The sequence below is a fragment of the Lentisalinibacter orientalis genome (genome assembly GCF_040706535.1).
Lineage (GTDB): Bacteria > Pseudomonadota > Gammaproteobacteria > Steroidobacterales > Woeseiaceae > Lentisalinibacter > Lentisalinibacter orientalis.
The window spans coordinates 340,594-363,435 of the sequence record NZ_JAPDRJ010000005.1 but is presented as its reverse complement, the minus strand read 5'-3'; the positions used below and the strand labels follow the sequence as shown (position 1 = coordinate 363,435).

At 66.9% G+C, this 22,842-nt stretch carries 25 protein-coding genes; 21 read left to right on the top strand and 4 right to left on the bottom strand.

Annotated elements, in window-relative coordinates:
• The first annotated feature begins 16 nt into the window (after window positions 1-16).
• From rplE to ACJMK0_RS17425, 16 genes are all read left to right on the top strand, one after another.
• The gene (gene rplE / locus ACJMK0_RS17500) at window positions 17-556 is read left to right on the top strand and encodes a 50S ribosomal protein L5 (protein ID WP_405234135.1); all 540 of its coding nucleotides are present in this window, start codon (window positions 17-19) and stop codon (window positions 554-556) included.
• 14 nt (window positions 557-570) lie between these two features.
• The gene (gene rpsN, locus ACJMK0_RS17495) at window positions 571-876 is read left to right on the top strand and encodes a 30S ribosomal protein S14 (protein ID WP_405240277.1); all 306 of its coding nucleotides are present in this window, start codon (window positions 571-573) and stop codon (window positions 874-876) included.
• Between the two features lie 14 nt (window positions 877-890).
• Window positions 891-1,286, top strand: a complete 396-nt coding sequence (rpsH, locus tag ACJMK0_RS17490; protein ID WP_405240275.1) for a 30S ribosomal protein S8 — start codon at window positions 891-893, stop codon at window positions 1,284-1,286.
• Between the two features lie 21 nt (window positions 1,287-1,307).
• On the top strand, window positions 1,308-1,841 hold the full coding sequence (gene rplF / locus ACJMK0_RS17485; protein WP_405240273.1) for a 50S ribosomal protein L6: 534 nt from the start codon (window positions 1,308-1,310) through the stop codon (window positions 1,839-1,841).
• A gap of 29 nt (window positions 1,842-1,870) precedes the next feature.
• The gene (rplR, locus tag ACJMK0_RS17480; protein ID WP_405240312.1) at window positions 1,871-2,224 is read left to right on the top strand and encodes a 50S ribosomal protein L18; all 354 of its coding nucleotides are present in this window, start codon (window positions 1,871-1,873) and stop codon (window positions 2,222-2,224) included.
• Window positions 2,225-2,273: 49 nt separating this feature from the next.
• Entirely contained in the window at window positions 2,274-2,774 is a 501-nt protein-coding gene (rpsE, locus tag ACJMK0_RS17475; RefSeq protein WP_405234131.1) for a 30S ribosomal protein S5, read from the top strand.
• Window positions 2,775-2,778: 4 nt separating this feature from the next.
• Window positions 2,779-2,979: a 50S ribosomal protein L30 gene (rpmD, locus tag ACJMK0_RS17470; protein ID WP_405240271.1), complete on the top strand. Its 201-nt coding sequence runs from the start codon at window positions 2,779-2,781 to the stop codon at window positions 2,977-2,979.
• Between the two features lie 2 nt (window positions 2,980-2,981).
• A complete protein-coding gene (gene rplO / locus ACJMK0_RS17465; protein WP_405240270.1) occupies window positions 2,982-3,416 on the top strand; it encodes a 50S ribosomal protein L15 in 435 nt (144 codons plus the stop codon).
• Between the two features lie 41 nt (window positions 3,417-3,457).
• Window positions 3,458-4,789: a preprotein translocase subunit SecY gene (gene secY, locus ACJMK0_RS17460; protein WP_405240310.1), complete on the top strand. Its 1,332-nt coding sequence runs from the start codon at window positions 3,458-3,460 to the stop codon at window positions 4,787-4,789.
• Window positions 4,790-4,812: 23 nt separating this feature from the next.
• The gene (rpmJ, locus tag ACJMK0_RS17455) at window positions 4,813-4,926 is read left to right on the top strand and encodes a 50S ribosomal protein L36 (RefSeq protein WP_405223716.1); all 114 of its coding nucleotides are present in this window, start codon (window positions 4,813-4,815) and stop codon (window positions 4,924-4,926) included.
• 55 nt (window positions 4,927-4,981) lie between these two features.
• Window positions 4,982-5,338, top strand: coding sequence for a 30S ribosomal protein S13 (rpsM, locus tag ACJMK0_RS17450; RefSeq protein ID WP_405234128.1), 357 nt, complete (start codon window positions 4,982-4,984; stop codon window positions 5,336-5,338).
• Window positions 5,339-5,372: 34 nt separating this feature from the next.
• Entirely contained in the window at window positions 5,373-5,765 is a 393-nt protein-coding gene (gene rpsK / locus ACJMK0_RS17445; RefSeq protein WP_405223712.1) for a 30S ribosomal protein S11, read from the top strand.
• A 12-nt stretch (window positions 5,766-5,777) separates the two neighbouring features.
• Window positions 5,778-6,401 carry a 30S ribosomal protein S4 gene (gene rpsD, locus ACJMK0_RS17440; RefSeq protein WP_405240268.1) on the top strand — a complete coding sequence of 208 codons (624 nt, stop codon included), beginning with the start codon at window positions 5,778-5,780 and terminating at the stop codon, window positions 6,399-6,401.
• An 18-nt stretch (window positions 6,402-6,419) separates the two neighbouring features.
• On the top strand, window positions 6,420-7,421 hold the full coding sequence (locus ACJMK0_RS17435) for a DNA-directed RNA polymerase subunit alpha (RefSeq protein ID WP_405240266.1): 1,002 nt from the start codon (window positions 6,420-6,422) through the stop codon (window positions 7,419-7,421).
• Window positions 7,422-7,519: 98 nt separating this feature from the next.
• The gene (rplQ, locus tag ACJMK0_RS17430) at window positions 7,520-7,909 is read left to right on the top strand and encodes a 50S ribosomal protein L17 (protein ID WP_405240264.1); all 390 of its coding nucleotides are present in this window, start codon (window positions 7,520-7,522) and stop codon (window positions 7,907-7,909) included.
• A 333-nt stretch (window positions 7,910-8,242) separates the two neighbouring features.
• The gene (locus tag ACJMK0_RS17425) at window positions 8,243-9,085 is read left to right on the top strand and encodes a hypothetical protein (protein ID WP_405240262.1); all 843 of its coding nucleotides are present in this window, start codon (window positions 8,243-8,245) and stop codon (window positions 9,083-9,085) included.
• A 192-nt stretch (window positions 9,086-9,277) separates the two neighbouring features.
• On the opposite strand, the gene ACJMK0_RS17420 is transcribed toward ACJMK0_RS17425, so the two are convergent.
• Window positions 9,278-12,412 (bottom strand): efflux RND transporter permease subunit, encoded by a 3,135-nt coding sequence (locus ACJMK0_RS17420; RefSeq protein ID WP_405240260.1) that lies wholly within the window; start codon window positions 12,410-12,412, stop codon window positions 9,278-9,280.
• A complete protein-coding gene (locus tag ACJMK0_RS17415; RefSeq protein WP_405240258.1) occupies window positions 12,409-13,443 on the bottom strand; it encodes an efflux RND transporter periplasmic adaptor subunit in 1,035 nt (344 codons plus the stop codon). The genes ACJMK0_RS17420 and ACJMK0_RS17415 overlap by 4 nt, the downstream gene beginning before the upstream one ends.
• A gap of 286 nt (window positions 13,444-13,729) precedes the next feature.
• Between ACJMK0_RS17415 and ACJMK0_RS17410 the strand changes: the two genes are divergently transcribed.
• Both ACJMK0_RS17410 and ACJMK0_RS17405 read left to right on the top strand, forming a co-directional pair.
• The gene (locus ACJMK0_RS17410) at window positions 13,730-14,575 is read left to right on the top strand and encodes an SDR family NAD(P)-dependent oxidoreductase (RefSeq protein ID WP_405240256.1); all 846 of its coding nucleotides are present in this window, start codon (window positions 13,730-13,732) and stop codon (window positions 14,573-14,575) included.
• Window positions 14,568-14,858 (top strand): 4a-hydroxytetrahydrobiopterin dehydratase, encoded by a 291-nt coding sequence (locus ACJMK0_RS17405; protein WP_405240254.1) that lies wholly within the window; start codon window positions 14,568-14,570, stop codon window positions 14,856-14,858. Before ACJMK0_RS17410 ends, ACJMK0_RS17405 begins: the two co-directional genes overlap by 8 nt.
• A 44-nt stretch (window positions 14,859-14,902) precedes the next feature.
• Here the strand turns inward: ACJMK0_RS17405 and pepQ are convergent, their stop codons facing one another.
• Window positions 14,903-16,249, bottom strand: a complete 1,347-nt coding sequence (pepQ, locus tag ACJMK0_RS17400) for a Xaa-Pro dipeptidase (protein WP_405240252.1) — start codon at window positions 16,247-16,249, stop codon at window positions 14,903-14,905.
• Between the two features lie 219 nt (window positions 16,250-16,468).
• Here pepQ and ggt point away from each other — a divergent pair, with 219 nt between their 5' ends.
• The 3 genes from ggt (at window position 16,469) to ACJMK0_RS17385 (ending at window position 19,595) form a co-directional block, all read left to right on the top strand.
• On the top strand, window positions 16,469-18,127 hold the full coding sequence (gene ggt, locus ACJMK0_RS17395; RefSeq protein ID WP_405240308.1) for a gamma-glutamyltransferase: 1,659 nt from the start codon (window positions 16,469-16,471) through the stop codon (window positions 18,125-18,127).
• Window positions 18,128-18,203: 76 nt separating this feature from the next.
• Window positions 18,204-19,214, top strand: coding sequence for a tryptophan--tRNA ligase (gene trpS / locus ACJMK0_RS17390; protein ID WP_405240250.1), 1,011 nt, complete (start codon window positions 18,204-18,206; stop codon window positions 19,212-19,214).
• 9 nt (window positions 19,215-19,223) lie between these two features.
• Window positions 19,224-19,595 (top strand): lysozyme inhibitor LprI family protein, encoded by a 372-nt coding sequence (locus ACJMK0_RS17385; protein WP_405240248.1) that lies wholly within the window; start codon window positions 19,224-19,226, stop codon window positions 19,593-19,595.
• A gap of 365 nt (window positions 19,596-19,960) precedes the next feature.
• On the opposite strand, the gene uvrA is transcribed toward ACJMK0_RS17385, so the two are convergent.
• Entirely contained in the window at window positions 19,961-22,804 is a 2,844-nt protein-coding gene (gene uvrA, locus ACJMK0_RS17380; RefSeq protein ID WP_405240246.1) for an excinuclease ABC subunit UvrA, read from the bottom strand.
• Window positions 22,805-22,842: the final 38 nt, after the last annotated feature.

Here is a 22,842-nt window from a genome sequence, read left to right as displayed (position 1 = left end):
CATCGAGTACAGAGCTATGTCCAGACTGCAGGAATATTATCGCGAGACGGTGGTGCCCCAGCTCCAGGAGCGGCTCGGCATCGCAAACCCCATGCGCGTGCCGAAGATCACGAAGATCACCATCAACATGGGCGTGGGCGAGGCCGTGGGCGACAAGAAGATCCTGGACAACGCCGTCGCCGACATGACCCGCATCGCCGGCCAGAAGCCGGTGGTCACGAAAGCGCGCAAGTCGGTCGCCGGTTTCAAGATCCGCGAGGATTTCCCGATCGGCGCCAAGGTCACGCTGCGCCGCGAGCGCATGTACGAGTTCCTCGACCGGCTCGTCAACATCGCGATCCCGCGTGTGCGGGACTTCCGCGGCCTGAATCCGCGCTCCTTCGACACCCAGGGCAACTACAGCATGGGCGTGCGGGAGCAGATCATCTTCCCGGAGATCGACTACGACCAGATCGACGAGATCCGGGGCATGGACATCACGATAACGACGACAGCCACCAATCCCGAGGAAGGCAGGGCGCTGCTCGAAGCGTTCAACTTCCCGTTCAAGAAATAGACAGGTTCCAGCCGATGGCAAAGAAATCGATGGTAGAGCGCGAGCGCAAGCGTCAGAAGACGGTGGAGCGCTACGCGCGGAAGCGGGCAGAGCTGAAGGCGATCATCGCCAGTCCCGGTAGCTCCGACGAAGAGCGTCGCGCCGCGCAGGCGAAGCTGCAGGCGCTGCCGCGCGACGCGAGCCCGGTGCGGCTGCGCAATCGCTGCTCGATCACGGGCCGCCCCCATGGCTACTACCGCAAGTTCGGCCTGGCGCGGAACAAGCTGCGCGAGGCGACCATGAAGGGCGAGATCCCGGGTCTTACCAAGGCGAGCTGGTAACAGAGGTTGATGATATGAGCATGACCGATCCCATCGCCGACATGCTGACCCGCATCCGCAATGGTCAGAAGGCCCGCAAGGTCAGCGTCGCCATGCCGGCATCCACCATCAAGTCCGCCGTGGCCGAGGTGCTGAAGGAAGAAGGCTACATCACCGGTTACTCGGTGGAGGGCGAGGGTGCCGGGCGCACGCTCACCGTCGAGCTGAAGTACTTCCAGGGTGAGCCTGTGATCGAGCGCATCCAGCGGGTGAGCCGTCCGGGACTGCGCATCTACCGGGGCAAGGACGAGCTGCCGCGGGTACTCGGCGGCCTGGGCGTGGCCATCGTGTCCACTTCGGCCGGGCTCATGAGTGACCGGCAGGCCCGGGCAAAGGGCATCGGCGGAGAGGTTCTCTGCGTCGTCTCCTAAGCGATACAACGAGTCAGGAAAATGTCTAGAGTCGCAAAACAACCGGTAGCGCTGCCCAAGGGCGTCGAGGTGGCCGTCAGCGGTACCACCGTCAACGTGAAAGGGCCGAAAGGCGCGCTCGAGATGGAGCTGAACCACGAGGTGGAGCTCGCTCAGGAGGACGGCACCGTCACGCTGAAGGCGCGGTCGGGCTCGCGCTTCGCCAATGCCATGGCGGGCACCACCCGCGCGCTGCTGGCCAATATGGTGCAGGGTGTGACCGAAGGCTTCGAGCGCAAGCTGGAGCTGCGCGGCGTCGGCTACCGCGCCCAGGCTCAGGGCAGCACGCTGAACCTGACCCTCGGCTTCTCCCACCCGGTGGCCTACCAGGTGCCGGAGGGCGTGCAGGTCGAGACGCCGAGCCAGACCGAGGTCATCGTGCGCGGCTCCGACAAGCAGAAGGTGGGTCAGGTCGCCGCCGAGATCCGTCGCTTCCGTCCGCCTGAGCCCTACAAAGGCAAGGGCGTGCGCTATGCCGACGAGCGTGTCGTCATGAAAGAAGCGAAGAAGAAGTAACCGGTTTCCGAGGATTTCAGGATATGAGACTGGACAAGAAACAGAGCCGGCTGCGCCGGGCCCGCCGGACGCGGGCCAAGATCAGCGAGCTGGCCGTGCACCGCCTGAGCGTCCACCGGACGCCGCGGCACATCTACGCCCAGATCATCGCCCCGGACGGGGCGAGCGTGCTGGCGAGCGCCTCCACGGTGCAGAAGGAACTGCGCGAGAAGCTGAAGGGCACGGGCAACGTGGACGCGGCGGCCGAGGTGGGCCGTGTCATCGCCGAGAAGGCGAAGGCGGCCGGCGTGGAATCGGTGGCGTTCGACCGCTCCGGATTCCGCTTCCACGGCCGCGTGAAGGCACTGGCGGATGCGGCGCGCGAGGCCGGTCTGCAGTTCTAGGATCAATGAATACCCGCCGGGCGAGAGGCGGGGCATCGGGTAGTGACACATGGCAAGAATGGAACAAGGCAGCGACGATCTCCTCGAGAAACTGGTGACCGTGAACCGCGTCGCCAAGGTCGTGAAGGGTGGTCGCCAGTTCGGCTTCACCGCGCTGACCGTGGTGGGCGACGGCGCCGGCAAGGTCGGCTTCGGCTACGGCAAGGCCCGTGAAGTGCCCATCGCGATCCAGAAGGCGATGCAGGCCGCGCGGAAGAACCTGAAGTCGCTGCACCTGAAGGACGAGACGCTGCAGTACGAGGTCAAGGGCCGTCATGGCGCCACGAAGGTGCTGATGGCGCCGGCCTCGGAAGGTACGGGCATCATCGCCGGCGGTGCGATGCGCGCAGTGTTCGAATGCGCCGGCGTGCGTAACGTGCTGGCCAAGAGCTACGGCTCGCGCAACCCCATCAACGTGGTGCGCGCGACGATCAACGCGCTGCAGTCGGTGCACTCGCCGAACCGGATTGCGGCGAAGCGTGGCAAGAAAGTCGACGAGATACAGAGCTAGCACGATGGCCAAGTCAGAGAGCAAGGGACAGAAGCTGAAAGTGACGCTGGTGAAGAGCCGGTACGGGCGGTTGGCCAACCACAAGGCCTGCGTCGCCGGGCTCGGTCTCAGGAAGATCAACCAGACGGTCACCGTCGAGGATACGCCGGAGAACCGGGGCATGATCAACAAGGTGTCCTATCTCCTGAACGTAGAGGAAGTCTAGAGATGCGTCTGAATACGCTTAAGCCTGCAGAGGGCAGCAAGAAGGCCGGCAAGCGCCTGGGCCGCGGTCATTCCGCGGGTCAGGGCAAGACCAGCGGCCGCGGTCAGAAAGGCCAGCACGCCCGTTCCGGCGGCTACCACAAGGTGGGCTTCGAGGGCGGCCAGATGCCGCTGCAGCGGCGCCTGCCGAAGGTGGGCTTCAACTCGCCGAGCCGCGGCCTCAGCGCCGAGGTGCGGCTGCACGAGCTCGCGAAAGTGGATGCGGACACCATCGACCTGGAGGCTCTGCGCAAGGCGCACATCGTCGGCAGCCGCGTCGTGAAGGCGAAGGTGATCGCCTCCGGTGAACTGACGAAGGCTGTGAAAATCAAAGGGATCAAGGTGACCCCGGGCGCCCGCAAGGCCATCGAGGCGGCCGGCGGCTCCATCGAGGACTGACGGAAACGAAAGTGGCGAAAGCACCCAGCAACAATCCGGCCATGGCACTGGCCCAGAGCGGGAAGCTCAGCGAGCTGCGGCAGCGGCTCCTGTTCCTGGTCGGGGCACTGGTGGTCTATCGCGTCGGCACCTTCATACCGGTGCCGGGCGTCGACCCCATTGCGCTGTCGAGCTTCTTCGATCAGCAGTCGGGGAATATTCTGGGGCTGTTCAATCTCTTCTCGGGCGGCGCCCTGCAGCGTTTCGGCGTCTTCGCGCTCGGCATCATGCCCTACATCTCCGCCGCCATCATCATGCAGATGGCCGCGGTGGTGGTGCCCAGCCTCGCGCAGCTGAAGAAGGAAGGCGAGTCCGGCCGGCGCAAGATCACCCAGTACACCCGCTACGGCACGGTGGCGCTGGCGCTGTTCCAGTCCGTGACGGCGGCCTACGCCATCCAGAACCAGCCCAACCTGGTCATCAATCCGGGCCCGGGTTTCCTTTTCACCGCCGCCATCACACTGGTGACGGGCACGGTGTTCCTGATGTGGCTGGGCGAGCAGATAACGGAGCGAGGCATCGGCAACGGTATCTCCATCATCATCCTCGCGGGCATCGTGGCGGGCCTGCCCGGCGCCATCGCCGGCACCGCAGAGCTCGTGCGCAACGGCGAGATGGCCCCGGCTTTCGCCATCCTGATCCTGCTGGCCATCGTGGCGGTGACCGCCTTCGTGGTGTACATGGAGCGGGCCCAGCGGCGTATCACGGTGAACTATGCGCGGCGTCAGCAGGGGCGGCGGATGTATGCGGCCCAGAGCACGCACCTGCCGTTCAAGATCAACATGTCCGGCGTGATCCCGCCGATCTTCGCCTCCAGTATCCTGCTGTTCCCGGCGACGCTCGCCCAGTTCGCGGGCACGAGCGCGGACCCGACGTGGATCCAGCGCACGCTGCAGAACATCGGCACCAGCATGGGTCCCGGCCAGCCGGTCTACATGCTGCTGTACGGCGTCCTGATCATCTTTTTCTGCTTCTTCTACACCGCGCTGGTGTTCAACTCGAAGGAGACGGCGGACAACCTGAAGCGTTCGGGCGCCTTCATACCGGGCATCCGGCCGGGCGCCCAGACCGGCGAGTACATCGACAGGGTGCTGACGCGGCTGACGTTCTGGGGCGCGCTGTACATCACCGGCGTCTGCCTTATGCCGGAGTTCGTGCGGCTGTTCTACCCGAGCATCCCGTTCTATTTCGGCGGCACATCCCTGCTCATCCTGGTGGTGGTCGCAATGGACTTCATGAGTCAGCTGCAGGCGCACATGATGTCGCACCAGTACGAAGGGATGATGAAGAAGGCCAATTTGAGGAATTACGGTCGCGCGGGCCAGATCCGCTGACGGCCCGGTGACGGAGAAAGACGATGAAGGTTCGTGCATCAGTCAAGAAGATCTGCCGCAACTGCAAGATCATCCGGCGCAATGGCGTCGTGCGCGTCATCTGCACGGACGCGCGGCACAAGCAGCGGCAGGGTTGAGAGAGAAGGAAGCCCCTGACAGGGCGGCCAGTAAGAGAGAACAGAGGAATTATCAGTGGCGCGTATAGCAGGCATAAACATCCCGGTGCACAAGCACGTGGCGATAGCGCTCACCAGCATCTACGGCATCGGCCATACCAGGGCGCGCAAGATCTGCGACGCAGCCGGTATCGCGCCGGACGTCCAGGTGAAGGATCTGGCCGAGCCGGAAGTGGCCCGGCTGCGCAACGAGGTGGCCCGTTTCACGGTGGAGGGCGACCTGCGCCGTGAGCAGTCCATGAACATCAAGCGTCTGATGGACCTCGGCTGCTACCGCGGCATCCGTCACCGCCGCGGCCTGCCGGTGCGCGGTCAGCGCAGCCGTACTAACGCGCGGACCCGCAAGGGCCCCCGCCGTCCGGTCCGCAAGTAAGCGCCGGGCATCAGGATTCGAGTAAGGACATAAGATGGCTCAACCGAAGAAAACGACCACGCGGAAGAAGGTCCGGAAGCAGGTGCAGGACGCGATTGCGCACGTGCATGCCTCCTTCAACAACACGATCATCACGATCACCGACCGCCAGGGTAATGCCCTTTCGTGGGCAACGGCCGGTGGCTGCGGTTTCCGCGGATCGAGAAAATCGACGCCCTTCGCCGCCCAGGTGGCCGCCGAGAAGGCGGGCAAGGCTGCGCAGGACTACGGCGTGAAGAACCTGGACGTACGCGTTCGTGGGCCGGGCCCGGGCCGCGAGTCCGCCGTGCGCGCGCTGAATGCCGTCGGTTTCCGTATTCAGACTATCGAAGACGTGACGCCGATACCGCACAACGGGTGTCGTCCTCCGAAGCGTCGTCGGGTATAGGTAAAGAGGATCATGGCAAGATATCTCGGACCAAAATGTAAGCTCTCGCGCCGCGAAGGCACGGATCTGTTCCTGAAGAGCGGCGTGAAGCCGCTGGACGCCAAGTGCAAGCTGGACACGCCGCCGGGCGGCAGTGCCACCGGCCGGCGCGGACGTCTGTCCGACTACGGTCTGCAGCTGCGCGAGAAGCAGAAACTGCGCCGCATGTACGGTGTGCTGGAACGCCAGTTCCGCAACTACTACAAGCGTGCGGCACAGCTGAAGGGCTCCACGGGCGAGAACCTGCTGCGCCTGCTGGAAGGACGGCTGGACAACACCGTCTACCGGATGGGCTTTGCCTCGACGCGTGCGGAGGCGCGTCAGCTGGTCAGCCACAAGGGCGTGATGGTCAATGGCCAGGTGGTGAACATTCCCTCCTACCAGGTCAGCGCCGGCGACCAGGTCTCGATCCGCGAGAAGGCGCAGAAGCAGCTCCGCATCCAGAGTGCACTCGAGATCGCCGGCCAGGTGGGCTTTCCGGAATGGGTCGAAGTCGACACCAAGAAGATGACCGGACTGCTGAAGACGTTGCCGGAGCGGGACGACATCCTGCCGGACATCAACGAAAACCTGGTGGTCGAGCTCTACTCCAAGTAATCAGGAGGACCCTGTCCCATGTCGGAAGTAACCGAATTTCTGAAACCTCGTGTCGTGAAGGTGACTCCGGAGACGGAGCAGCACGCACGGGTCGTCATCGAGCCGTTCGAGCGCGGCTTCGGCCATACGCTGGGCAATGCGCTGCGGCGCATCCTGCTGTCGTCCATGCCGGGCGCGGCGATTGTAGAGGCCGAGATCGAGGGCGTGCTGCACGAGTACACCAGCATCGAGGGCGTGCAGGAAGACGTCGTCGACATCCTGCTGAATCTCAAGCAGGTGGCCGTGCGCATGCACAGCCGCGACAGCGCCGAGCTCTCCATCTCCAAGAAGGGCCCGGGTCCGGTCACGGCCGGCGACATCCAGCTGGACCATGACGTCGAGGTCCTGAATCCGGACCTGGTGATCGCCAACCTGACCAAGGCCGGCGAGCTGCGCATGGTGCTGAAGGTGATCCGCGGACGCGGCTACCGCCCGGCCACCCAGCGTGCGAGCTTCGAGGAGCAGAGCGGCCCCATCGGCCGGCTGCAGCTGGACGCCTCGTTCAGCCCGATCCGCCGGGTGACCTACAACGTTGAGGCGGCCCGCGTGGAGCAGCGCACCGACCTCGACAAGCTCATCATCGACATCGAGACGAACGGCACCATCGACCCTGAAGAGGCGATCCGCCGCGCGGGCAGCATCCTTAAGGATCAGCTCAGCGTCTTCGTGGACCTGCAGGGCCAGGAAGAGGGTGCCGGCGCCGCCGCCGAGGCCCAGATCGACCCGATCCTGCTGCGGCCGGTGGACGAGCTGGAGCTCACCGTGCGCTCCGCAAACTGCCTGAAGGCCGAGAGCATCAACTACATCGGCGACCTGGTGCAGCGCACCGAGGTGGAGCTGCTGCGCACGCCGAACCTGGGCAAGAAGTCGCTCACGGAGATCAAGGACGTGCTCGAGAGCCACGGCCTGTCCCTCGGTATGCAGCTCGAGAACTGGCCGCCGCCGAGCCTGCGTCCCGATCGCGAGGCGCTGTCCGCCTGATCGAGACCATCTGGCGGCGCCACTGGGGGCGATCGGCCCCCTCGGCACCGGCCGTCGTCCGTCGAACGAACGCCTGAACGTATAACCGGAAATCAGCAATGCGACATCAGAAGTCGGGGCGAAAGCTCAACCGTAACAGTCCGCACCGCCGTGCCATGTTCCGCAACATGGCCGCCTCGCTGGTGCGCCACGAGACCATCAAGACCACGCTGCCGAAGGCGAAAGAGCTGCGCCGCGTGGTCGAGCCGCTGATCACCATGGCCAAGGTCGACGGCGTCTCCCAGCGTCGCCGGGCGTTCGATCGCCTGCGTGACAAGGAAGCGGTGGGCAAGCTGTTCAACGAGCTGGGTCCGCGCTACAAGGAACGTCCCGGCGGTTACCTGCGCATCCTGAAGACGGGCTTCCGCCCCGGGGATGCGGCGCCCATGGCCATCGTCCAGCTCCTCGACCAGCCGGAAGACACTGAGGCCGCCGAATCCCAGGACTGACCTCCGGGATTCCCGCGTAGGAGGGCCTTCAGGCCCGACCTTGCTGTGGGAGGGGCTTCAGCCCCGATCTTCGCTTGAGGCGGGCCAGCGCTAATCGGGGCTAAAGCCCCTCCTACATGCCCATCGAAGCCTGCGTGGCATCCCGGACGACCCCGCCACTCTTGCCCACCCGCTGACTGGCCCGCAGCCGATCGGTCTGCCACAGTCAGGAAGCGCTGCGGACTAGCGGTGCCAGCTGTCAGCGCTCTCGCCTGTGGGCCAGTCAGCAGGTCGGACCAATCTTTGGGGATTGTCCGGGTCGACTGGGCGACCGATTCCAGGGGAAGCAATAATTTGTTGAAGAACAGACCGATTGCATATACGACCCTGGCGGGAGTTCTGGTCGTATCTGCTATCGCCTGGCTGATGCGCGGAGATTCGGATTCCGAGCCAGCCGACAGCACGCCTCAGGTCATTGCGAATACCGTTGCGGCCTCCGAACGAGATTCGTCAAGCCCGTCGGACATGGGAGAACCAGATTCGTCGTCGGCTACGGCGGACGCACAGTCAGGTAAACCCTCCGCGCTGGCTATCACTCGCCAGGAAGCCTGGGAGAGAGAACGCGGCTACATGTCGGCGGGAAGAACGCATCTCGAGAGCTTTAATGAAGGACAGTTGCGAGACCTGGCCGCCCAGGGAAACACCGCGGCTATCGCGATTCTGGCAGGGCGTTATCTCACGGTCGACCCCAGAGAAATGATGGAACTGTACGAGCAGGCGGCAGTGCTTGGCAGCACATCTGCATTGGTTTCGGCGTCGAGCGTATGGGCATCGCCCTGGATCAGTCAGAACGTCTCGACCATGAGGGTATCCGACAATCCGCCGGTAAACATGCTTGCCATGCTCCTTGCGGCGCAACTGAGAGGGGACAACGTACTGGCCCCTGAGCGATTGCAGCAGATGAAAACCGATTACAGCTTTACTGAATCGGAGATTGCGGAGGCGTGCGAGGGAGCTGTCCGCCTCTACCGGCAACTGAAAGCCAGGCGATTGGAATTGGGACAGAATTACTTCGACAACACGCCAAGTGCCCTCGGCCAGGAGTACGAAGAAGGGAGTCACACAAGTGCTACATGTGGCGAATCCGGAGCAATGCCTGCGGGAAGGAAGACAGGTTCGGCCGCTCACGGGCCCTGATCCGTGAGATTCGGTGCTGTTAGCCGGCGCTGCTGACCGGCACTTCCTTCACGCTACTGCAGGCGTGGCCGTCGTGCGGGGGTATCCATCGCCGCGACCTTTTGTCGGGAGCAAGATGGATACCCCCGCAGGGCGGCCACGATAGAAGGGGATCGGGTTGGAAGGAATCGGGCCTGAAGGCCCTCCTACGCGCTATCGGGTGAGCTGGTCTTCCGCTGCGGCGCTCTGCTCGCGTCGGCGCAGCCGATCGACCAGCTTGCCCACGTACTGCGGCGAGCGGGTGTTCTTGCCGATCAGGATGTAGACCGCCGGCACCACCAGCAGGGTCAGGAAGACCGAGAAGCTGACGCCGAAGAACACGACCGCGCCGATGGACTGCCGGGCTTCGGCCCCGGCGCCCGCCGCGAGCATCAGCGGCACAGCGCCGAATGCGGTGCACATGCTGGTCATCAGCACCGGCCGCAGCCGGATGCCCGCGGCCTGTATGACGGCTTCCCGGTATTCCACCCCGCGGTCGCGGAGCTGGTTGGCGAACTCGACGATCAGCACGCCGTTCTTGGCGGCCAGGCCGATGAGCATGATGGCGCCGATCTGGCTGAAGACGTTGATCGAGGAGCCGAAGATCCAGATGCCCACCAGGGCGCCTGCGATGGCGAGCGGCACCGTCACCATGATGACGACGGGGTGGCGGAAGCTCTCGAACTGGGCGGCGAGCACCAGGAAGGCGATCAGCAGCGCCAGAAGGAACGTGGTGTAGAGCGCGCTGCCCGAGCGTTTGAATTCCCGCGACTCGCCGTCGTAGTTCAGCTGGACCTCGGCGGGCAGTTCCTCCGCCACCAGTTGCTCCATGTATGCGAGCGCCTCGCCGAGGGAGTAACCGGGTGCGAGGCCGCCGGAGATGGTGATCGAGCGCAGCCGGTCGAAGCGCTTGAGATCCATCGGGCCCGAGCTTTCCTCCAGCCTCACCAGGTTTGCCAGCGGTATCAGCCGGCCCGTCACATCGGAGCGCACGAAGATGCTGTCCAGGTCGTCGGGGGTACTGCGGGTCTGCCGGCCGCCCTGCAGGATGACGTTGTACTCCTCGCCGCCGTCCACGAAGGTGGTGACCCGGCGCGAGCCCAGTACGGTCTCCAGGGTGCGACCGATGGTCGACAGCGACACTCCCAGGTCAGCCGCCCGATTGCGGTCGATGGCTACGTCCATCTTCGGCTTGCGTTCCTGGTAGTCCGTCTGCAGGCTCAGCAGTCGCGGGTTCTCGTCCGAGGCCCTGGCGATGATGCGCTCGGCCCAGTCCGCGATCTCCGTGTAGTCGGTGCCGCCCAGTACGATCTCCACCGGGCGATTGGAGCCGCGGATGCCGAGTCCGGACGAGGAACCGCGGGCGAAGACGTTGACACCCGGCAGTTGCGCGAGCTGCGGGCGCCAGGCCGAGGCGATCTCCTCCGCCGAGCGCTCACGTTCGCTCCAGAGGGCCAGTGGAATGTAGAAAAACATGCGGTTGACGTCGTCGCCGCCGCCCCAGGCCGAGCGCGTCAGTATGCGCCGTACGTCGCCGCTCTCCACGTCGGGCAGGACGATGTCCTCGACCTGGCGGGCGTAGCGGTCCATGTACTCCAGGCTGGCGCCGTCCGGCCCGTTCATGGCGATGAAGGCCGCTCCCTGGTCTTCCGACGGCGCATACTCCACCGGCAGTTCGGCCAGCAGGGCGAGCGCGGCCGCGAAGACCCCGAGAGCGCCGGCGAGCACCAGCGCGGGATGGCGCAGAAAGCGCCGCAGACCGGCCTCGTAACGTGCGGACAGGCTCCGGAAAAGCCGGTCGACGAAACGGGTCAGGCGCCCGCGAGCGATGCGTCGTCCCAGCAGCTTGGATGCGAGCATCGGCACCAGGCTGAGCGCCACCAGGCTGGAGAAGATCACCGCCGCCGCCAGCGAGATGCCGAACTCGCCGAACAGACGGCCCACCGTCCCCTCCATGAAGGAGATCGGGATGAACACGGACACCAGCACGGCGGTGGTGGCGATGACGGCGAAGCCGATCTCGCGGCTGCCGTTCACGGCCGCGAGCAGGCCGGGCTCGCCCTCTTCGATGCGCCGCGCGATGTTCTCCAGCACCACGATCGCGTCGTCGACGACCAGGCCGATGGCCAGCACCAGCCCGAGCAGGGTCAGCACGTTGATGGAGAAGCCCATTGCCGCCATCACGGTGAAGGCGGCGATGATGGAGACGGGGATGGTCAGCGCGGGAATCAGCGTGGCCCGCAACGAGCCGATGAAGCCGTAGATCACGATCAGCACCAGCAGCAGCGCGAGGCCGAGCGCTTTGACGACCTCCTTGATCGACTCGCTGATGAACACGGAGAAGTCGAGATTCACCGATAGGTTGATGTCGTCCGGCAGGGTCGGCTGGATGCGCTCGATCTGCTCGCGCACGCCGGTATTCAGCATCAGGATGTTGGCCTTCGACTGGGGGATGATGCCCATGCTCACACCGGCGATGCCGTTCGAACGCGAGATGTTGCGGTTGTCCTCCGGTGCCAGCTCGACGTCGGCCACTTCCTCGAGCCGGATGAGATAGCCGTCGTCACCCCGGCCCACGACGAGCCGTCGGAAGTCCTCCACGCTCGAGAGGCCGGTCGATGTGCGCAGCGTGAACTCCCGCTCGCTGGACTCCAGGCGGCCGGCGGGCAGCTCCACGTTCTCCTGCCGCAGTGCATTCTCGATTTCCGTCACCGTCAGGCCGCGCGCCGCCAGGGCCTCCGGCTTGACCCAGAGGCGCATGGCCAGCCGGCGCCCGCCGAAGACCCGCACGTTGGCCACGCCGCTGACGATGGAGAACTGGTCGACCAGATAACGCTCGGCGAAGTCCGTCAGCTCCATGGGCGAGCGTGCGGTGCTCGACAGGTCGATGTACATCGTCGCGCCCGTGCCGCCGCGCGCCTTGGTGATTTCGGGCGGATCCGCCTCCTCGGGCAGGTCTTCGACCACCCGCGCCACCCGCTCACGCACGTCGTTGGCCGCGGCGTCCAGATCCCGATCGGCGGAGAACTCGATGCTGACGTCGAAGCGGCCGTCGTAGCTGATGGAGGTGAGCTTCTCGATGCCCTCGATGCCGGCGACGGCGTCCTCGACCAGCTGGGTGATCTTGCGTTCGACGATCTCCGCCGATGCCCCCCGATAGCTGCCATCGACGCTCACCACCGGCCGTTCGATATCCGGATACTCGCGGATCGGCAGGTTGCCCAGCGCCATCAGGCCGACGATCACCAGGATCAGGGACAGCACCGTGGCGAAGACGGGCCGGCGGACGGAGATCTCCGACAGGATCACGGTGGCGACATCCCGACGGTGCCGTAGACCACCTCGGAGCCTTCGCGCACCTTCTGGGTACCCTCGGTGATCACCCGCTCGCCGACTGCGAGACCGGAGACGATCTCCACCGCGCCCGGTATCCGCTGCCCCAGCTCCACCTGCCGCCTAGCCGCCCGATCCTCTGGCGCCACGACGTAGACATAGTGCTGCCCGCGTTCAGGCACGATGGCCTGCTCGGGCGCCATGAGGATGTTGCTGCGGCGCATCTGCAGGGCCACCGTCAGGAACATGCCGGGCTTGAGCAGGTCCTCTTCGTTCTCCAGGATCGCGCGCACCAGGATCGACCGGGAGACCGGGTCCAGCCGCGTGTCGACGCTGTCGATGCGACCGCGGAATTGCCGCCCCTGCAGGGCGGGGCTGCGGGCCGCGACGGTCAGGTCCTCGCGCAGTACGCCGAGGAAGGCCTCGGGCACCGAGAACTCCAGCTTCACCGGGTCGAGGTCGTCCAGCGTGGTGATGACCGTGCCCGGATTCACCAGGCTTCCCGGACTGACCCGGCGCAGGCCGATCTTGCCGCTGAACGGCGCACGGACGAACGTGTTCTCGAGACGCGCCCGCGCCGCCTGCACCTCGGCCTGGGCCACCTGCATCGCGGCGAGCAGTTCCTCGAGGCTCGAGGCGGAGATCGCCTGGGTATCGGCCAGCTGGCGCGCCCGCTCGTACTGGCTGCGGCTCTCGCTGAGAGAGGCCTCCGCCACGGCCAGCTCGGCACGGATCTCCTTGTTCTCCAGCTCCACCAGCAGGTCGCCTTCCTCGACCAGCTGTCCTTCCCGGAAGGCGATGCGAGTGACGATGCTGGTCACGCGGGAGGTGATTTCCACGGACTCGTCGGCGAGCACGGTGCCGATGGCGTCGACCTCGTCGACGATGTCCCGGGGCTCGACCACTTCGGTGATGACCGTCACGGGACCGCCACCGAAACGGCCGCCGCCGCCCCGCTCCTCGTCGGCCTCGCAGCCGGCGAGCAGGGCCAGGGCTGCGATCAGCATCCAGTGTGTCGGGCGCTTGGGCAAAATTCACCTTCCTTGTCGAACAGCGGTGGCGGTCTCGGCACGCCGGAACGCCTGCACCACGAGGCCTGTCGCGGCGCCGCGGTCAGCAGACTATTGTAACCGGAGGGGCGCAGGCAGGGCGGCTCCGGCATCGCAAAGACGACTGCCAGGTCGACTGCAAGAACGGTTGCGAAAACGTATTCGCGCTTGCCGGGCGGACGGATGCAGTCCGCGGCGTCGGGACGGGTGTCGGCGGCCCCCTCGATGCACTAGACTCGTGGCCATGGACGCCACTTTCACAGACCGGACGGTCATCATCACCGGCGCCTCCGCCGGCATCGGCGCGGCCGCCGCCCGGCGCTTCGCGGCAGCCGGGGCGCGCCTGGTCCTGGCGGCCCGCAACGAGCGCTCCCTGCAGGCCTTCGCAGCCGGCCTGCCCGACGGCACCGAGGCCGTGAGCGTTGCCATGGACGTGGCGGACGATGCGGCCTGCGGGGCGCTGTTCGATCGCGCGGAGGCGGCGTTCGGCGCCGTCCATTACCTGATCAACAACGCCGGATTGCATGCCCGCGGCAGCGTCGAGGAGAACTCCGCGGAAGCGCTGACGGCGATGGTGGACGTCAACCTGCGCGCGCCCATCCTGCTCAGCCGGCTGGCGATACCCCGCATACGGCAGGCCGGCGGCGGCGCGATCGTCAACGTGGCCTCGCTGGCGGGTTGCACGCCGGTGCCGGGCTCGGTGACCTACGCGGCCACGAAGGCGGGCCTGCGCTCGTTCTCTCACGGTCTGGCCGAGGAACTGAAGGGCAGCGGCATCCACGTGGGCGTGGTCTCGCCCGGCCCGGTGGACACCGGTTTCATCATGGAAGAACTGGACGAGGTGACCGACCTCTCGCTGTCCCAGCCCATGAGCACGCCGGAGGCAGTGGCCGAGGCCATCCTGCGCGTAGCCGCGGGCGAAGCCGTGGAGGAGAAGATGCCGCGCCTGAGCGGTGTCACCGCGGACCTGGTCTATCTGTTCCCGGGCCTGAGGCGCGCCATGGAGCCGCTGCTGAGCCGCAAGGGCAAGAAGGCGCGGGAGTACTACAAGGCCCGCAGGGCGGGCCGGGAAAAGGAGAATCATGGCTGACAAACTCGACCACACCGTCATCGAAGCGAAGCTGCTCGACATCCCCGGCTGGGAACTGCGCGAGGGCAAGCTGCACCGCGAGTTCCGGTTCGACGATTTCGTGCGCGCGTTCGGTTTCATGAGCGCAGCGGCGATTGTTGCCGAGAAGATGGATCACCACCCGGAGTGGTTCAACGTCTACAACAAGGTGACCGTCGATCTCACCACCCACGACGCGGGCGGCATCACCGAGCTGGACTTCGAGCTGGCCGGCGCCATGTCGGCGCTGGCGGATCAGGCCTGACGGACCGGGGCTGACGAACCAGCAGCGACTCGCCGGCTCGGCCTCTAGACCACTGCCATCGCGGCGAAGGCGTCGCGGGTGAAGTTCTCCGTGCCGTCTTCCAGCACGCGGACGTTGTCCTCGATGCGTATGCCGCCGTAAGGCTTCAGCTCCTCCACCCGCAGCCAGTTGACGAGTCGCCCCGCGGCGCTCTCGTGCAAGGCGTCGAGCAGCAGGTCGATGAAGTAGAGGCCCGGCTCGATGGTCAGCACCTGGTCGGCGGCCAGTGTGCGGGTAAGCCGCAGATGGGGATGGTCCTCCGGTGCGGGGATCTCGCCGCCCTCGTCGTCCGCCATGAAACCGCCGACGTCGTGCACCTGCAGGCCGAGCAGGTGGCCGAGGCCGTGGGGCATGAAGGCGCGGGTCACGCCCGCCTCCACCAGCGCCTCCGCGCTGCCGGCGCTGGCGATCTCGTGGGCGAGCAGCATGCCGCCGAGCCGGCGGTGGGTCTCCAGGTGCAGCTCGCGGAAATCGGTGCCGGCCCGCACGCCGGCGACGATCTCCAGCTGCAGCGTATGCATGTCGCGGATGAGCGCGGCGAAGTCGCTCTCGTCGGCGGCGTAGGTGCGCGTGATGTCGGCGGCATAGCCGGCGACGGAGGCCCCCGCGTCGATCAGGAAGGAGCGGATCTCGTCGGGCGGTTGCCGGTCCCGGTGCTGGTAGTGCAGCACGGCACCGTGCTCGTTCAGGGCGACGATGTTGCCGTAGGGCAGCTCCTGGTCCAGTTGCCCGGCCGCGCGGCAGTAGGCGAGATGGATATCGAACTCCGAGGCGCCGTTCTCGAAGGCCGCATGCGCGGCGATGTGCGCCTCGGCCGCCCGCCGGGTCGCCGCCCGCATGCACTCCAGCTCATAGCCGGTCTTCGTCGCGCGGGGATAGTGCAGGCTCTGCAGCACGCCCTCCGGATTGACCCGCTCCACGCCCAGGGTCTGCGCCGGATCGATCACCTCGCCGACGAAGACGTAGCGCGACAGATCGTCGGGCAGCAGCGTGCGTGCGCCCGCCGGGCTCTCGAAGGGCAGGATGTCGAACTGCCCCGTCCAGTAGCCGGCCGGCGCGGCCGGCGGCATATGCCAGTAATCGGACGGCTGGCAGTAGGCGAGGCGGGGCCGGCTGCCGGGCGTGTAGACGAGATACGAGCCGGGCGCGTCGGTCAGCGGCAGCCACGCGTTGAAGTCCGGATTGACGATGTAGGGATAGGCCCGGTCGTCCTGGAACGCATAGCGGGGTTCCCCGGCCGCGATGACGATGCCGTCCGCGCCGGCACGCTCCAGCGCGCGGTCGTGGCGGCGCATCATCTCCGCGACGTGGTCGGCGTATCGTTCGGCGATGTCGGGGTGCTCGGGTTCCATGCTTCCTCCGTATGGCTGTCGTATGGCTCTCGTATGGCAACGGTTGCGCCTCCGGGCAGTATAGCGAACGCGCCGCGGCCGGCCGGCAGCCCTCCCGAGGGTTCACTTAACAGGGTTCCCGATCTGGGGCATCATTGCAGCCTCCATGAATCTGCGGAGCCTCCTATGTTTTTCCCTGCCGCACGCGGCCTCGTCGCCGCAGCGAGCGTTCTGCTCGTCATGACCACGCCGGCAATCGGCTACGATCGCATCACCGGGGAGACGTTCGCGTCCCGTTCGGAGGTGATCGCGCCACACGGCATGGCAGCGACCAGCCAGCCGCTGGCCACCCAGATCGCGCTGGACGTGCTGAAGGCCGGCGGCAGCGCAGTGGATGCCGCCATCGCCGCGAACGCCGCCCTCGGTCTCATGGAGCCGGTCGGCTGCGGCATCGGCGGCGATCTCTTCGCCATCGTCTGGGACGCGGACAAGGGCGAACTGACCGGGCTGAATGCGAGCGGTCGCTCGCCGGCCTCGCTGACCCTCGCGCACTTCGAGGAGCAGGGCATGGACAGCATCCCGCCGCTGGGGCCCCTGCCCGTGAGCGTGCCGGGCGCCGTGGACGGCTGGTTCGAGCTGCACGGACGCTACGGCCGTCTGCCGATGAGCGAAATCCTGGCGCCCGCCATCCGCTATGCCCGCGAGGGCTTCCCGGTGTCGGAACTCATCGCCTATTACTGGCAGCGCAACGCCGAATACCTGAAGGACTTCCCCGGCTTCGCGGAGACGTTCATGCCGGACGGCCGGGCACCGCGCAAGGGCGAGATGTTCCGCAACCCGCGCCTCGCCGACACCTACGAGAAGATCGCCGCCGAGGGCCGGGACGTGTTCTACCGGGGCGAGATGGCCCGCAAGATCGCCGACTACATGCAGGAGAACGGCGGCTTCCTCACCTACGAGGACATGGCGAGCCATCGCTCCGAGTGGGTGGAGCCCGTCTCCGCGACCTACCGGGGCTGGGAGGTCTACGAGCTGCCGCCGAACGGCCAGGGCATCGCCGCGTTGCAGATGCTGAACATCCTGGAGGGCTACGACATCGCCTCCATGGGCTTCGGCTCGGCGGACTATCTGCACGTGCTTACCGAGGCGAAGAAGCTCGCCTTCGAGGACCGGGCCCGCTACTACGCCGACATGGATTTCGCCGACGTGCCGGTGGAGCGATTGATTTCGAAGGGCTACGCGGCCGAGCGCCGCGGGCTGATCGACATGGCGCAGGCCTCGCGGTCGCTGCCGGCCGGCGACGCGGCGATCGAGAACGGCGACACCATCTATCTCACCGTCGCCGACCGCGACGGCAACATGGTCTCCCTGATCCAGAGCAACTACCGCGGCATGGGTTCCGGCATGACACCCGGGGATCTCGGCTTCGTGCTCCAGGACCGGGGCGAACTCTTCTCCCTGGAGCCGGGCCATCCGAACGTCTACGAGCCCGGCAAGCGGCCCTTCCACACCATCATCCCGGCGTTCGTGATGCGCGACGGCAAGCCGCTGATGAGCTTCGGCGTGATGGGCGGCGCCATGCAGCCCCAGGGACACACGCAGATCATCGTCAACATGGTGGATTTCGGCATGAACCTGCAGGAGGCCGGCGACGCGCCCCGGCTGCGCCACAGCGGCTCCTCCCAGCCCACCGGCGAGCAGATGACCGACGGCGGCATGGTGCACCTCGAGCACGGCTACGACCAGGCCGTCCACCGGGAGCTGATGCGCCGCGGCCACCGTCTCGGCGGCAGTAACGGCGGCTTCGGCGGCTACCAGGCCATCATGAAGGACCACGAAGAGGGCGTGTACTACGGGGCCTCCGAGTCCCGCAAGGACGGCCAGGCGGCCGGCTACTGAAAGCGTCGGCGCAGCGTAGCGCCCCAGAGAATCGACCCAGAGAATGGACCCAGACAATGGACCCGGGGAATCGGCGATGAGCGGTGAAATCTGGCTGACCGGTATCACGACCACCGGCACGCCCCACATCGGCAATTACGTCGGCGCCATCCGGCCGGGCGTTGCCGCGAGTCGCGAGGCGGAGAAACGCAATTTCTATTTCCTCGCGGACCTGCACGCGCTGGTGAAGAACCAGAATCCGGACGAGATCCAGCGCTCGACGCTGGAGATCGCCGCCTCCTGGCTCGCGCTCGGCCTGGATACCCGCAACGCCGTGTTCTACCGCCAGTCGGACATTCCCGAGATACCCGAGCTCACCTGGGTGCTCTCCAGCATGACGGCCAAGGGACTCATGAATCGCGCGCACGCCTACAAGGCCGCGGTCGCCGCCAACGAAGACGCCGACAACAAGGACCCCGACAAGGGCATCACCATGGCCCTGTTCTCCTATCCCGTGCTGATGGCCGCCGACATCCTGCTGTTCAAGGCGCACAAGGTGCCGGTGGGGCGGGACCAGAAGCAGCACGTGGAGATGGCCCGGGACATCGCCGGGCGCTTCAACCATCACTACGGCGAACTCTTCACCCTGCCGGAGCCGGTGATCGACGACAACACGGCGGTGCTTTCCGGGCTGGACGGGCGCAAGATGTCGAAGAGCTACGGCAACACCATCCCCCTGTTCCTGCCGGAGAAGAAGCTCAGAAAACTGATCATGAAGATCAAGACGAACTCGCTGGAGCCCGGCGAGCCGAAGGAGACCGAGGGCTCGACCCTGTTCGAGATCTACCGGGCATTCGCCACGCCCGCCGAATCCGCCGACGTCGCCCGCCGCTACGCCGAGGGCATCGCCTGGGGCGAGATGAAGCAGCTCCTGTTCGAGTACATCAACGATCACCTCGGCGCGGCCCGCGCGGAATACGAACGGCTCATCGCCGACCCGGGCCACGTGGAATCCGTGCTGGTCGCCGGCGCCGAGCGCGCCCGCGCCCTGAGCGCGCCGTTCATGGCCGATATCCGCCAGGCGGTGGGCATCCGCCCGCTGGGGTAGCCGCCGGCGATGCGCGTCACGCTCACCATCGCGGCGATCCTGCTGGCGCTCGCCGCCTGCTCGCCGGGCCCGGAGGGCGGCGGCACGACCGGCGGCGCGCAGACCGGCAACGTGCCGGATCGCTGCGCGGGAATCACCGATCCGGTCGAGCGGGCCGTGTGCGCCGACGTGGACCTGCGCGCGATGGACGCGGACCTCACCCGCCTGTACCAGCGGGCGCTGGCGCGGGCGGACCACACGGCGAAAGCCTCTCTCAGGAACGAACACGCCGCCTGGGAGCGCGGCCTCCGGGACTGCCTCGAACTGCCGGAGGCAGAGCGCCGCGACTGCCTGGACGAGCGCTACAACGCGCGCCTGGCAGACCTGGCACCCCGCCCGTAGGAGGGCCTTCAGGCCCGACCCGGCTTTTCCACCCGGCTCACCTTCTATTGTGGCCGCCCTGTGGGGGTATCCATCTTGCTCCCGACAAAAGGTCGCGGCGATGGATATCCCCGCATGACGGCCGCCTCGCGGTGGCGTGAAGGAGCTGCCAGTCAGCAACGCCTGCTGACTGGTGCCAGGCCTCTCGGCTGCGGGTCCGCCAGCGGGTGGATAAGGGTTGCGGGGTCGCCCTGGATGCGGCACGGCTTCGATGGGCATGTAGGAGGGGCTTCAGCCCCGATCTTCGCCTGAGGTGGCCGAGCGCTGATCGGGGCTGAAGCCCCTCCTACATGCCCGTTGACCGGGGCGGCCAGAAAAGAACGAGTTCAGGCCAGGCGTTTCTCGCGGCCTTCGGCCAGCAGGGCGCGCAGGTACCGGCCCGTGTGGGAGGCCTCGACTTCCGCGACGTCCTCCGGCGTGCCCGCCGCGACGATTTCGCCGCCGCCGTCGCCGCCTTCCGGGCCGAGATCCACGATCCAGTCCGCCGTCTTGATCACGTCCAGGTTGTGCTCGATGACGACGATCGTGTTGCCCCGGTCGCGCAGGCGGTGGAGCACCGCGAGCAGCTGGGCGATGTCGTGGAAATGCAGTCCCGTGGTGGGTTCGTCTAGGATGTACAGCGTGGAGCCGGTGTCCCGCTTGGAGAGTTCGCGGGCGAGCTTGATGCGCTGGGCCTCGCCGCCGGACAGCGTGGTCGCGTTCTGCCCCAGGCGCACGTACGACAGGCCCACGTCCATCAGCGTCTGCAGCTTGCGGGCGATGACCGGCACGTTGCGGAAGAACTCCAGGCCGTCTTCCACGGTCATCTCCAGCACCTCGTGGATGTTGCGGCCCTTGTAGCGGATGTCCAGCGTCTCCCGGTTGTAGCGGCGGCCCTCGCAGACGTCGCAGGGCACGTAGATGTCGGGGAGGAAGTGCATTTCCACCTTGATGACGCCGTCGCCCTGGCAGGCCTCGCAGCGCCCGCCCTTGACGTTGAAGCTGAAACGCCCCGCCTGATAGCCCCGCGAGCGTGCCTCCTGGGTGCCGGCGAAGAGTTCGCGGATCGGCGTGAACAGCCCGGTGTAGGTGGCCGGGTTGGAGCGGGGCGTGCGGCCGATCGGGCTCTGGGAGATCTCGATGACCCGGTCGAAGTGTTCCAGCCCGTCGATGCCGGCGCAGGGCTCCGGGTCGGTGGCCGCCCGGTTCAGCAGTGCCGCGGCGGTCTCGTACAGGGTGCCGTTGATGAGCGTGGACTTGCCGGAGCCGGACACGCCGGTGACGCAGGTCATGAGGCCCACCGGCAGGGCGGCCTCGACGTGTTTCAGGTTGTTGCCCGTGGCGTCGCGGACCACCAGCTGACGGGCGGCGTCGGGTGCGACGCGCCGGGCGGGCACCTCGATGCGCCGCTGGCCGGAGAGGTACTGGCCGGTGAGGGAGGCCGGGTTGCGCCGGATCGCGTCCGGCGGCCCCTCCGCCACCACCCGGCCGCCGTGGACGCCGGCGCCCGGGCCGAGGTCGACGACGTGATCGGCGGCGAGGATCGCCTCCTGGTCGTGCTCCACCATGATCACGGTGTTGCCGATGTCCCGCAGGTGGGTGAGGGTGCCGAGGAGCCGCGCATTGTCCCGCTGGTGCAGGCCGATGCTGGGCTCGTCGAGGATGTACATGACGCCCACCAGTCCCGAGCCGATCTGGCTGGCCAGCCGTATGCGCTGCGCCTCGCCGCCGGAGAGCGTGTCGGCGCTGCGGTCCAGCGTGAGGTAGGTCAGGCCGACGTCGTCCAGGAAGCCGAGCCGCTCGGCGATCTCCCGGACGATGCGCCCGGCGACCTCGCCGCGCCAGCCCGGCAGCTCCAGCACGCCGAAGAAGGCGCGGGCGTCGCCCACGGCCATGGCCGAGAGGTCGGCGATGCCGCGGTCGGCCACGAAGACGTTGCGCGCGGCCCGGTTCAGCCGCGAGCCGCCGCAGGCAGGACACTGCTGGGTGCTCAGGTACCTGGCGAGCTCCTCGCGGACGGTGGCCGACTCGGTCTCGCGGTAGCGGCGCTCCAGGTTCGGCAGCACGCCTTCGAACGGGTGGCGCTGGCTCACGCTGGCGCCGCGGCTGCTGGTGTAGCTGAACTCGATCTGCTCGTCGCCGCTGCCGTGCAGTATGACGTTGCGCACCGCCTCGGGCAGCTCGCCGAAGGGCGCCTCCACGTCGAAGCCGTAATGGGCGGCGAGGTTGCCGATCATCTGGAAATAATAGGTCGTGCGCCGGTCCCAGCCGCGGATGGCGCCGCCGGCCAGGCTGATGTCCGGGTTGACCACCACCCGGTCCGGGTCGAAGAACTGTTTCACGCCGAGCCCGTCGCAGTCCGGGCAGGCGCCGTGCGGGTTATTGAAGGAGAACAGCCGGGGTTCCAGCTCGCTCAGGCTGTAGCCGCACTCCCGGCAGGCGTAGCGGTCCGAGAACGTAATCTCCTCGCCGTCGCCCGCGAGCGGCACCACCCGCGCCACGCCGTCGGCGAGGCCCAGCGCCGTCTCGAAGGATTCGGCCAGCCGCAGCGCCAGGTCGGGGCGGACCTTGAAGCGGTCGACCACCGCCTCGATGGTGTGGCGTCGCCGCGCGTCCAGTGCCGGCGCGTCGGCCAGCTCCAGGATCTCGCCGTTTATGCGGGCGCGCACGAAACCCTGGGCCTGCAGCTCCTGCAGCATGCGCGCGTGCTCGCCCTTGCGGTTGTCCACCATGGGAGCCAGCAGCGCCAGACGGCTGCCCTCCGGCAGCGCCAGGACGTGATCGACCATCTGGCTGACCGTCTGCGCCTCGAGGTCCAGGCCGTGGTCCGGGCAGCGCGGGGTTCCGGCCCGGGCGTAGAGCAGGCGCAGATAGTCGTAGATCTCGGTGACCGTCCCCACCGTCGAGCGCGGGTTGTGCGAGGTCGACTTCTGCTCGATGGAGATGGCGGGCGACAGGCCCTCGATGTGGTCGACGTCCGGCTTCTCCATCATGGAGAGGAACTGGCGCGCATAGGCGGACAGCGACTCCACGTAGCGGCGCTGACCCTCGGCATAGATGGTGTCGAAGGCGAGCGATGACTTACCGGAGCCGCTGAGGCCGGTGAGCACGATCAGCCGGTCGCGGGGCAGCGACAGATCGATGTTCTGCAGGTTGTGCGTCCGTGCGCCGCGTATTTCGATACTGTCCATGGGAGCCGGCGGTGAGCGGGGGTCAACCTGTTAATATA

What these genes read in the sequence shown, in the direction of transcription:
- rpsN (WP_405240277.1), top strand. Translation starts at nt 571, where the DNA reads ATGGCAAAGAAATCGATGGTAGAGCGCGAGCGCAAGCGTCAGAAGACG.
- ACJMK0_RS17405 (WP_405240254.1), top strand. Translation starts at nt 14,568, where the DNA reads ATGGCTGACAAACTCGACCACACCGTCATCGAAGCGAAGCTGCTCGAC.
- uvrA (WP_405240246.1), bottom strand. Translation starts at nt 22,804, where the DNA reads ATGGACAGTATCGAAATACGCGGCGCACGGACGCACAACCTGCAGAAC.
- rpsD (WP_405240268.1), top strand. Translation starts at nt 5,778, where the DNA reads ATGGCAAGATATCTCGGACCAAAATGTAAGCTCTCGCGCCGCGAAGGC.
- pepQ (WP_405240252.1), bottom strand. Translation starts at nt 16,249, where the DNA reads ATGGAACCCGAGCACCCCGACATCGCCGAACGATACGCCGACCACGTC.
- rpmD (WP_405240271.1), top strand. Translation starts at nt 2,779, where the DNA reads ATGGCCAAGTCAGAGAGCAAGGGACAGAAGCTGAAAGTGACGCTGGTG.
- ACJMK0_RS17385 (WP_405240248.1), top strand. Translation starts at nt 19,224, where the DNA reads ATGCGCGTCACGCTCACCATCGCGGCGATCCTGCTGGCGCTCGCCGCC.
- rpmJ (WP_405223716.1), top strand. Translation starts at nt 4,813, where the DNA reads ATGAAGGTTCGTGCATCAGTCAAGAAGATCTGCCGCAACTGCAAGATC.
- rpsK (WP_405223712.1), top strand. Translation starts at nt 5,373, where the DNA reads ATGGCTCAACCGAAGAAAACGACCACGCGGAAGAAGGTCCGGAAGCAG.
- ACJMK0_RS17410 (WP_405240256.1), top strand. Translation starts at nt 13,730, where the DNA reads ATGGACGCCACTTTCACAGACCGGACGGTCATCATCACCGGCGCCTCC.
- ACJMK0_RS17435 (WP_405240266.1), top strand. Translation starts at nt 6,420, where the DNA reads ATGTCGGAAGTAACCGAATTTCTGAAACCTCGTGTCGTGAAGGTGACT.
- ACJMK0_RS17415 (WP_405240258.1), bottom strand. Translation starts at nt 13,443, where the DNA reads ATGCTGATCGCAGCCCTGGCCCTGCTCGCCGGCTGCGAGGCCGACGAG.
- rpsE (WP_405234131.1), top strand. Translation starts at nt 2,274, where the DNA reads ATGGCAAGAATGGAACAAGGCAGCGACGATCTCCTCGAGAAACTGGTG.
- trpS (WP_405240250.1), top strand. Translation starts at nt 18,204, where the DNA reads ATGAGCGGTGAAATCTGGCTGACCGGTATCACGACCACCGGCACGCCC.
- rpsH (WP_405240275.1), top strand. Translation starts at nt 891, where the DNA reads ATGAGCATGACCGATCCCATCGCCGACATGCTGACCCGCATCCGCAAT.
- secY (WP_405240310.1), top strand. Translation starts at nt 3,458, where the DNA reads ATGGCACTGGCCCAGAGCGGGAAGCTCAGCGAGCTGCGGCAGCGGCTC.
- rplE (WP_405234135.1), top strand. Translation starts at nt 17, where the DNA reads ATGTCCAGACTGCAGGAATATTATCGCGAGACGGTGGTGCCCCAGCTC.
- ggt (WP_405240308.1), top strand. Translation starts at nt 16,469, where the DNA reads ATGACCACGCCGGCAATCGGCTACGATCGCATCACCGGGGAGACGTTC.
- rplF (WP_405240273.1), top strand. Translation starts at nt 1,308, where the DNA reads ATGTCTAGAGTCGCAAAACAACCGGTAGCGCTGCCCAAGGGCGTCGAG.
- rplO (WP_405240270.1), top strand. Translation starts at nt 2,982, where the DNA reads ATGCGTCTGAATACGCTTAAGCCTGCAGAGGGCAGCAAGAAGGCCGGC.
- rplQ (WP_405240264.1), top strand. Translation starts at nt 7,520, where the DNA reads ATGCGACATCAGAAGTCGGGGCGAAAGCTCAACCGTAACAGTCCGCAC.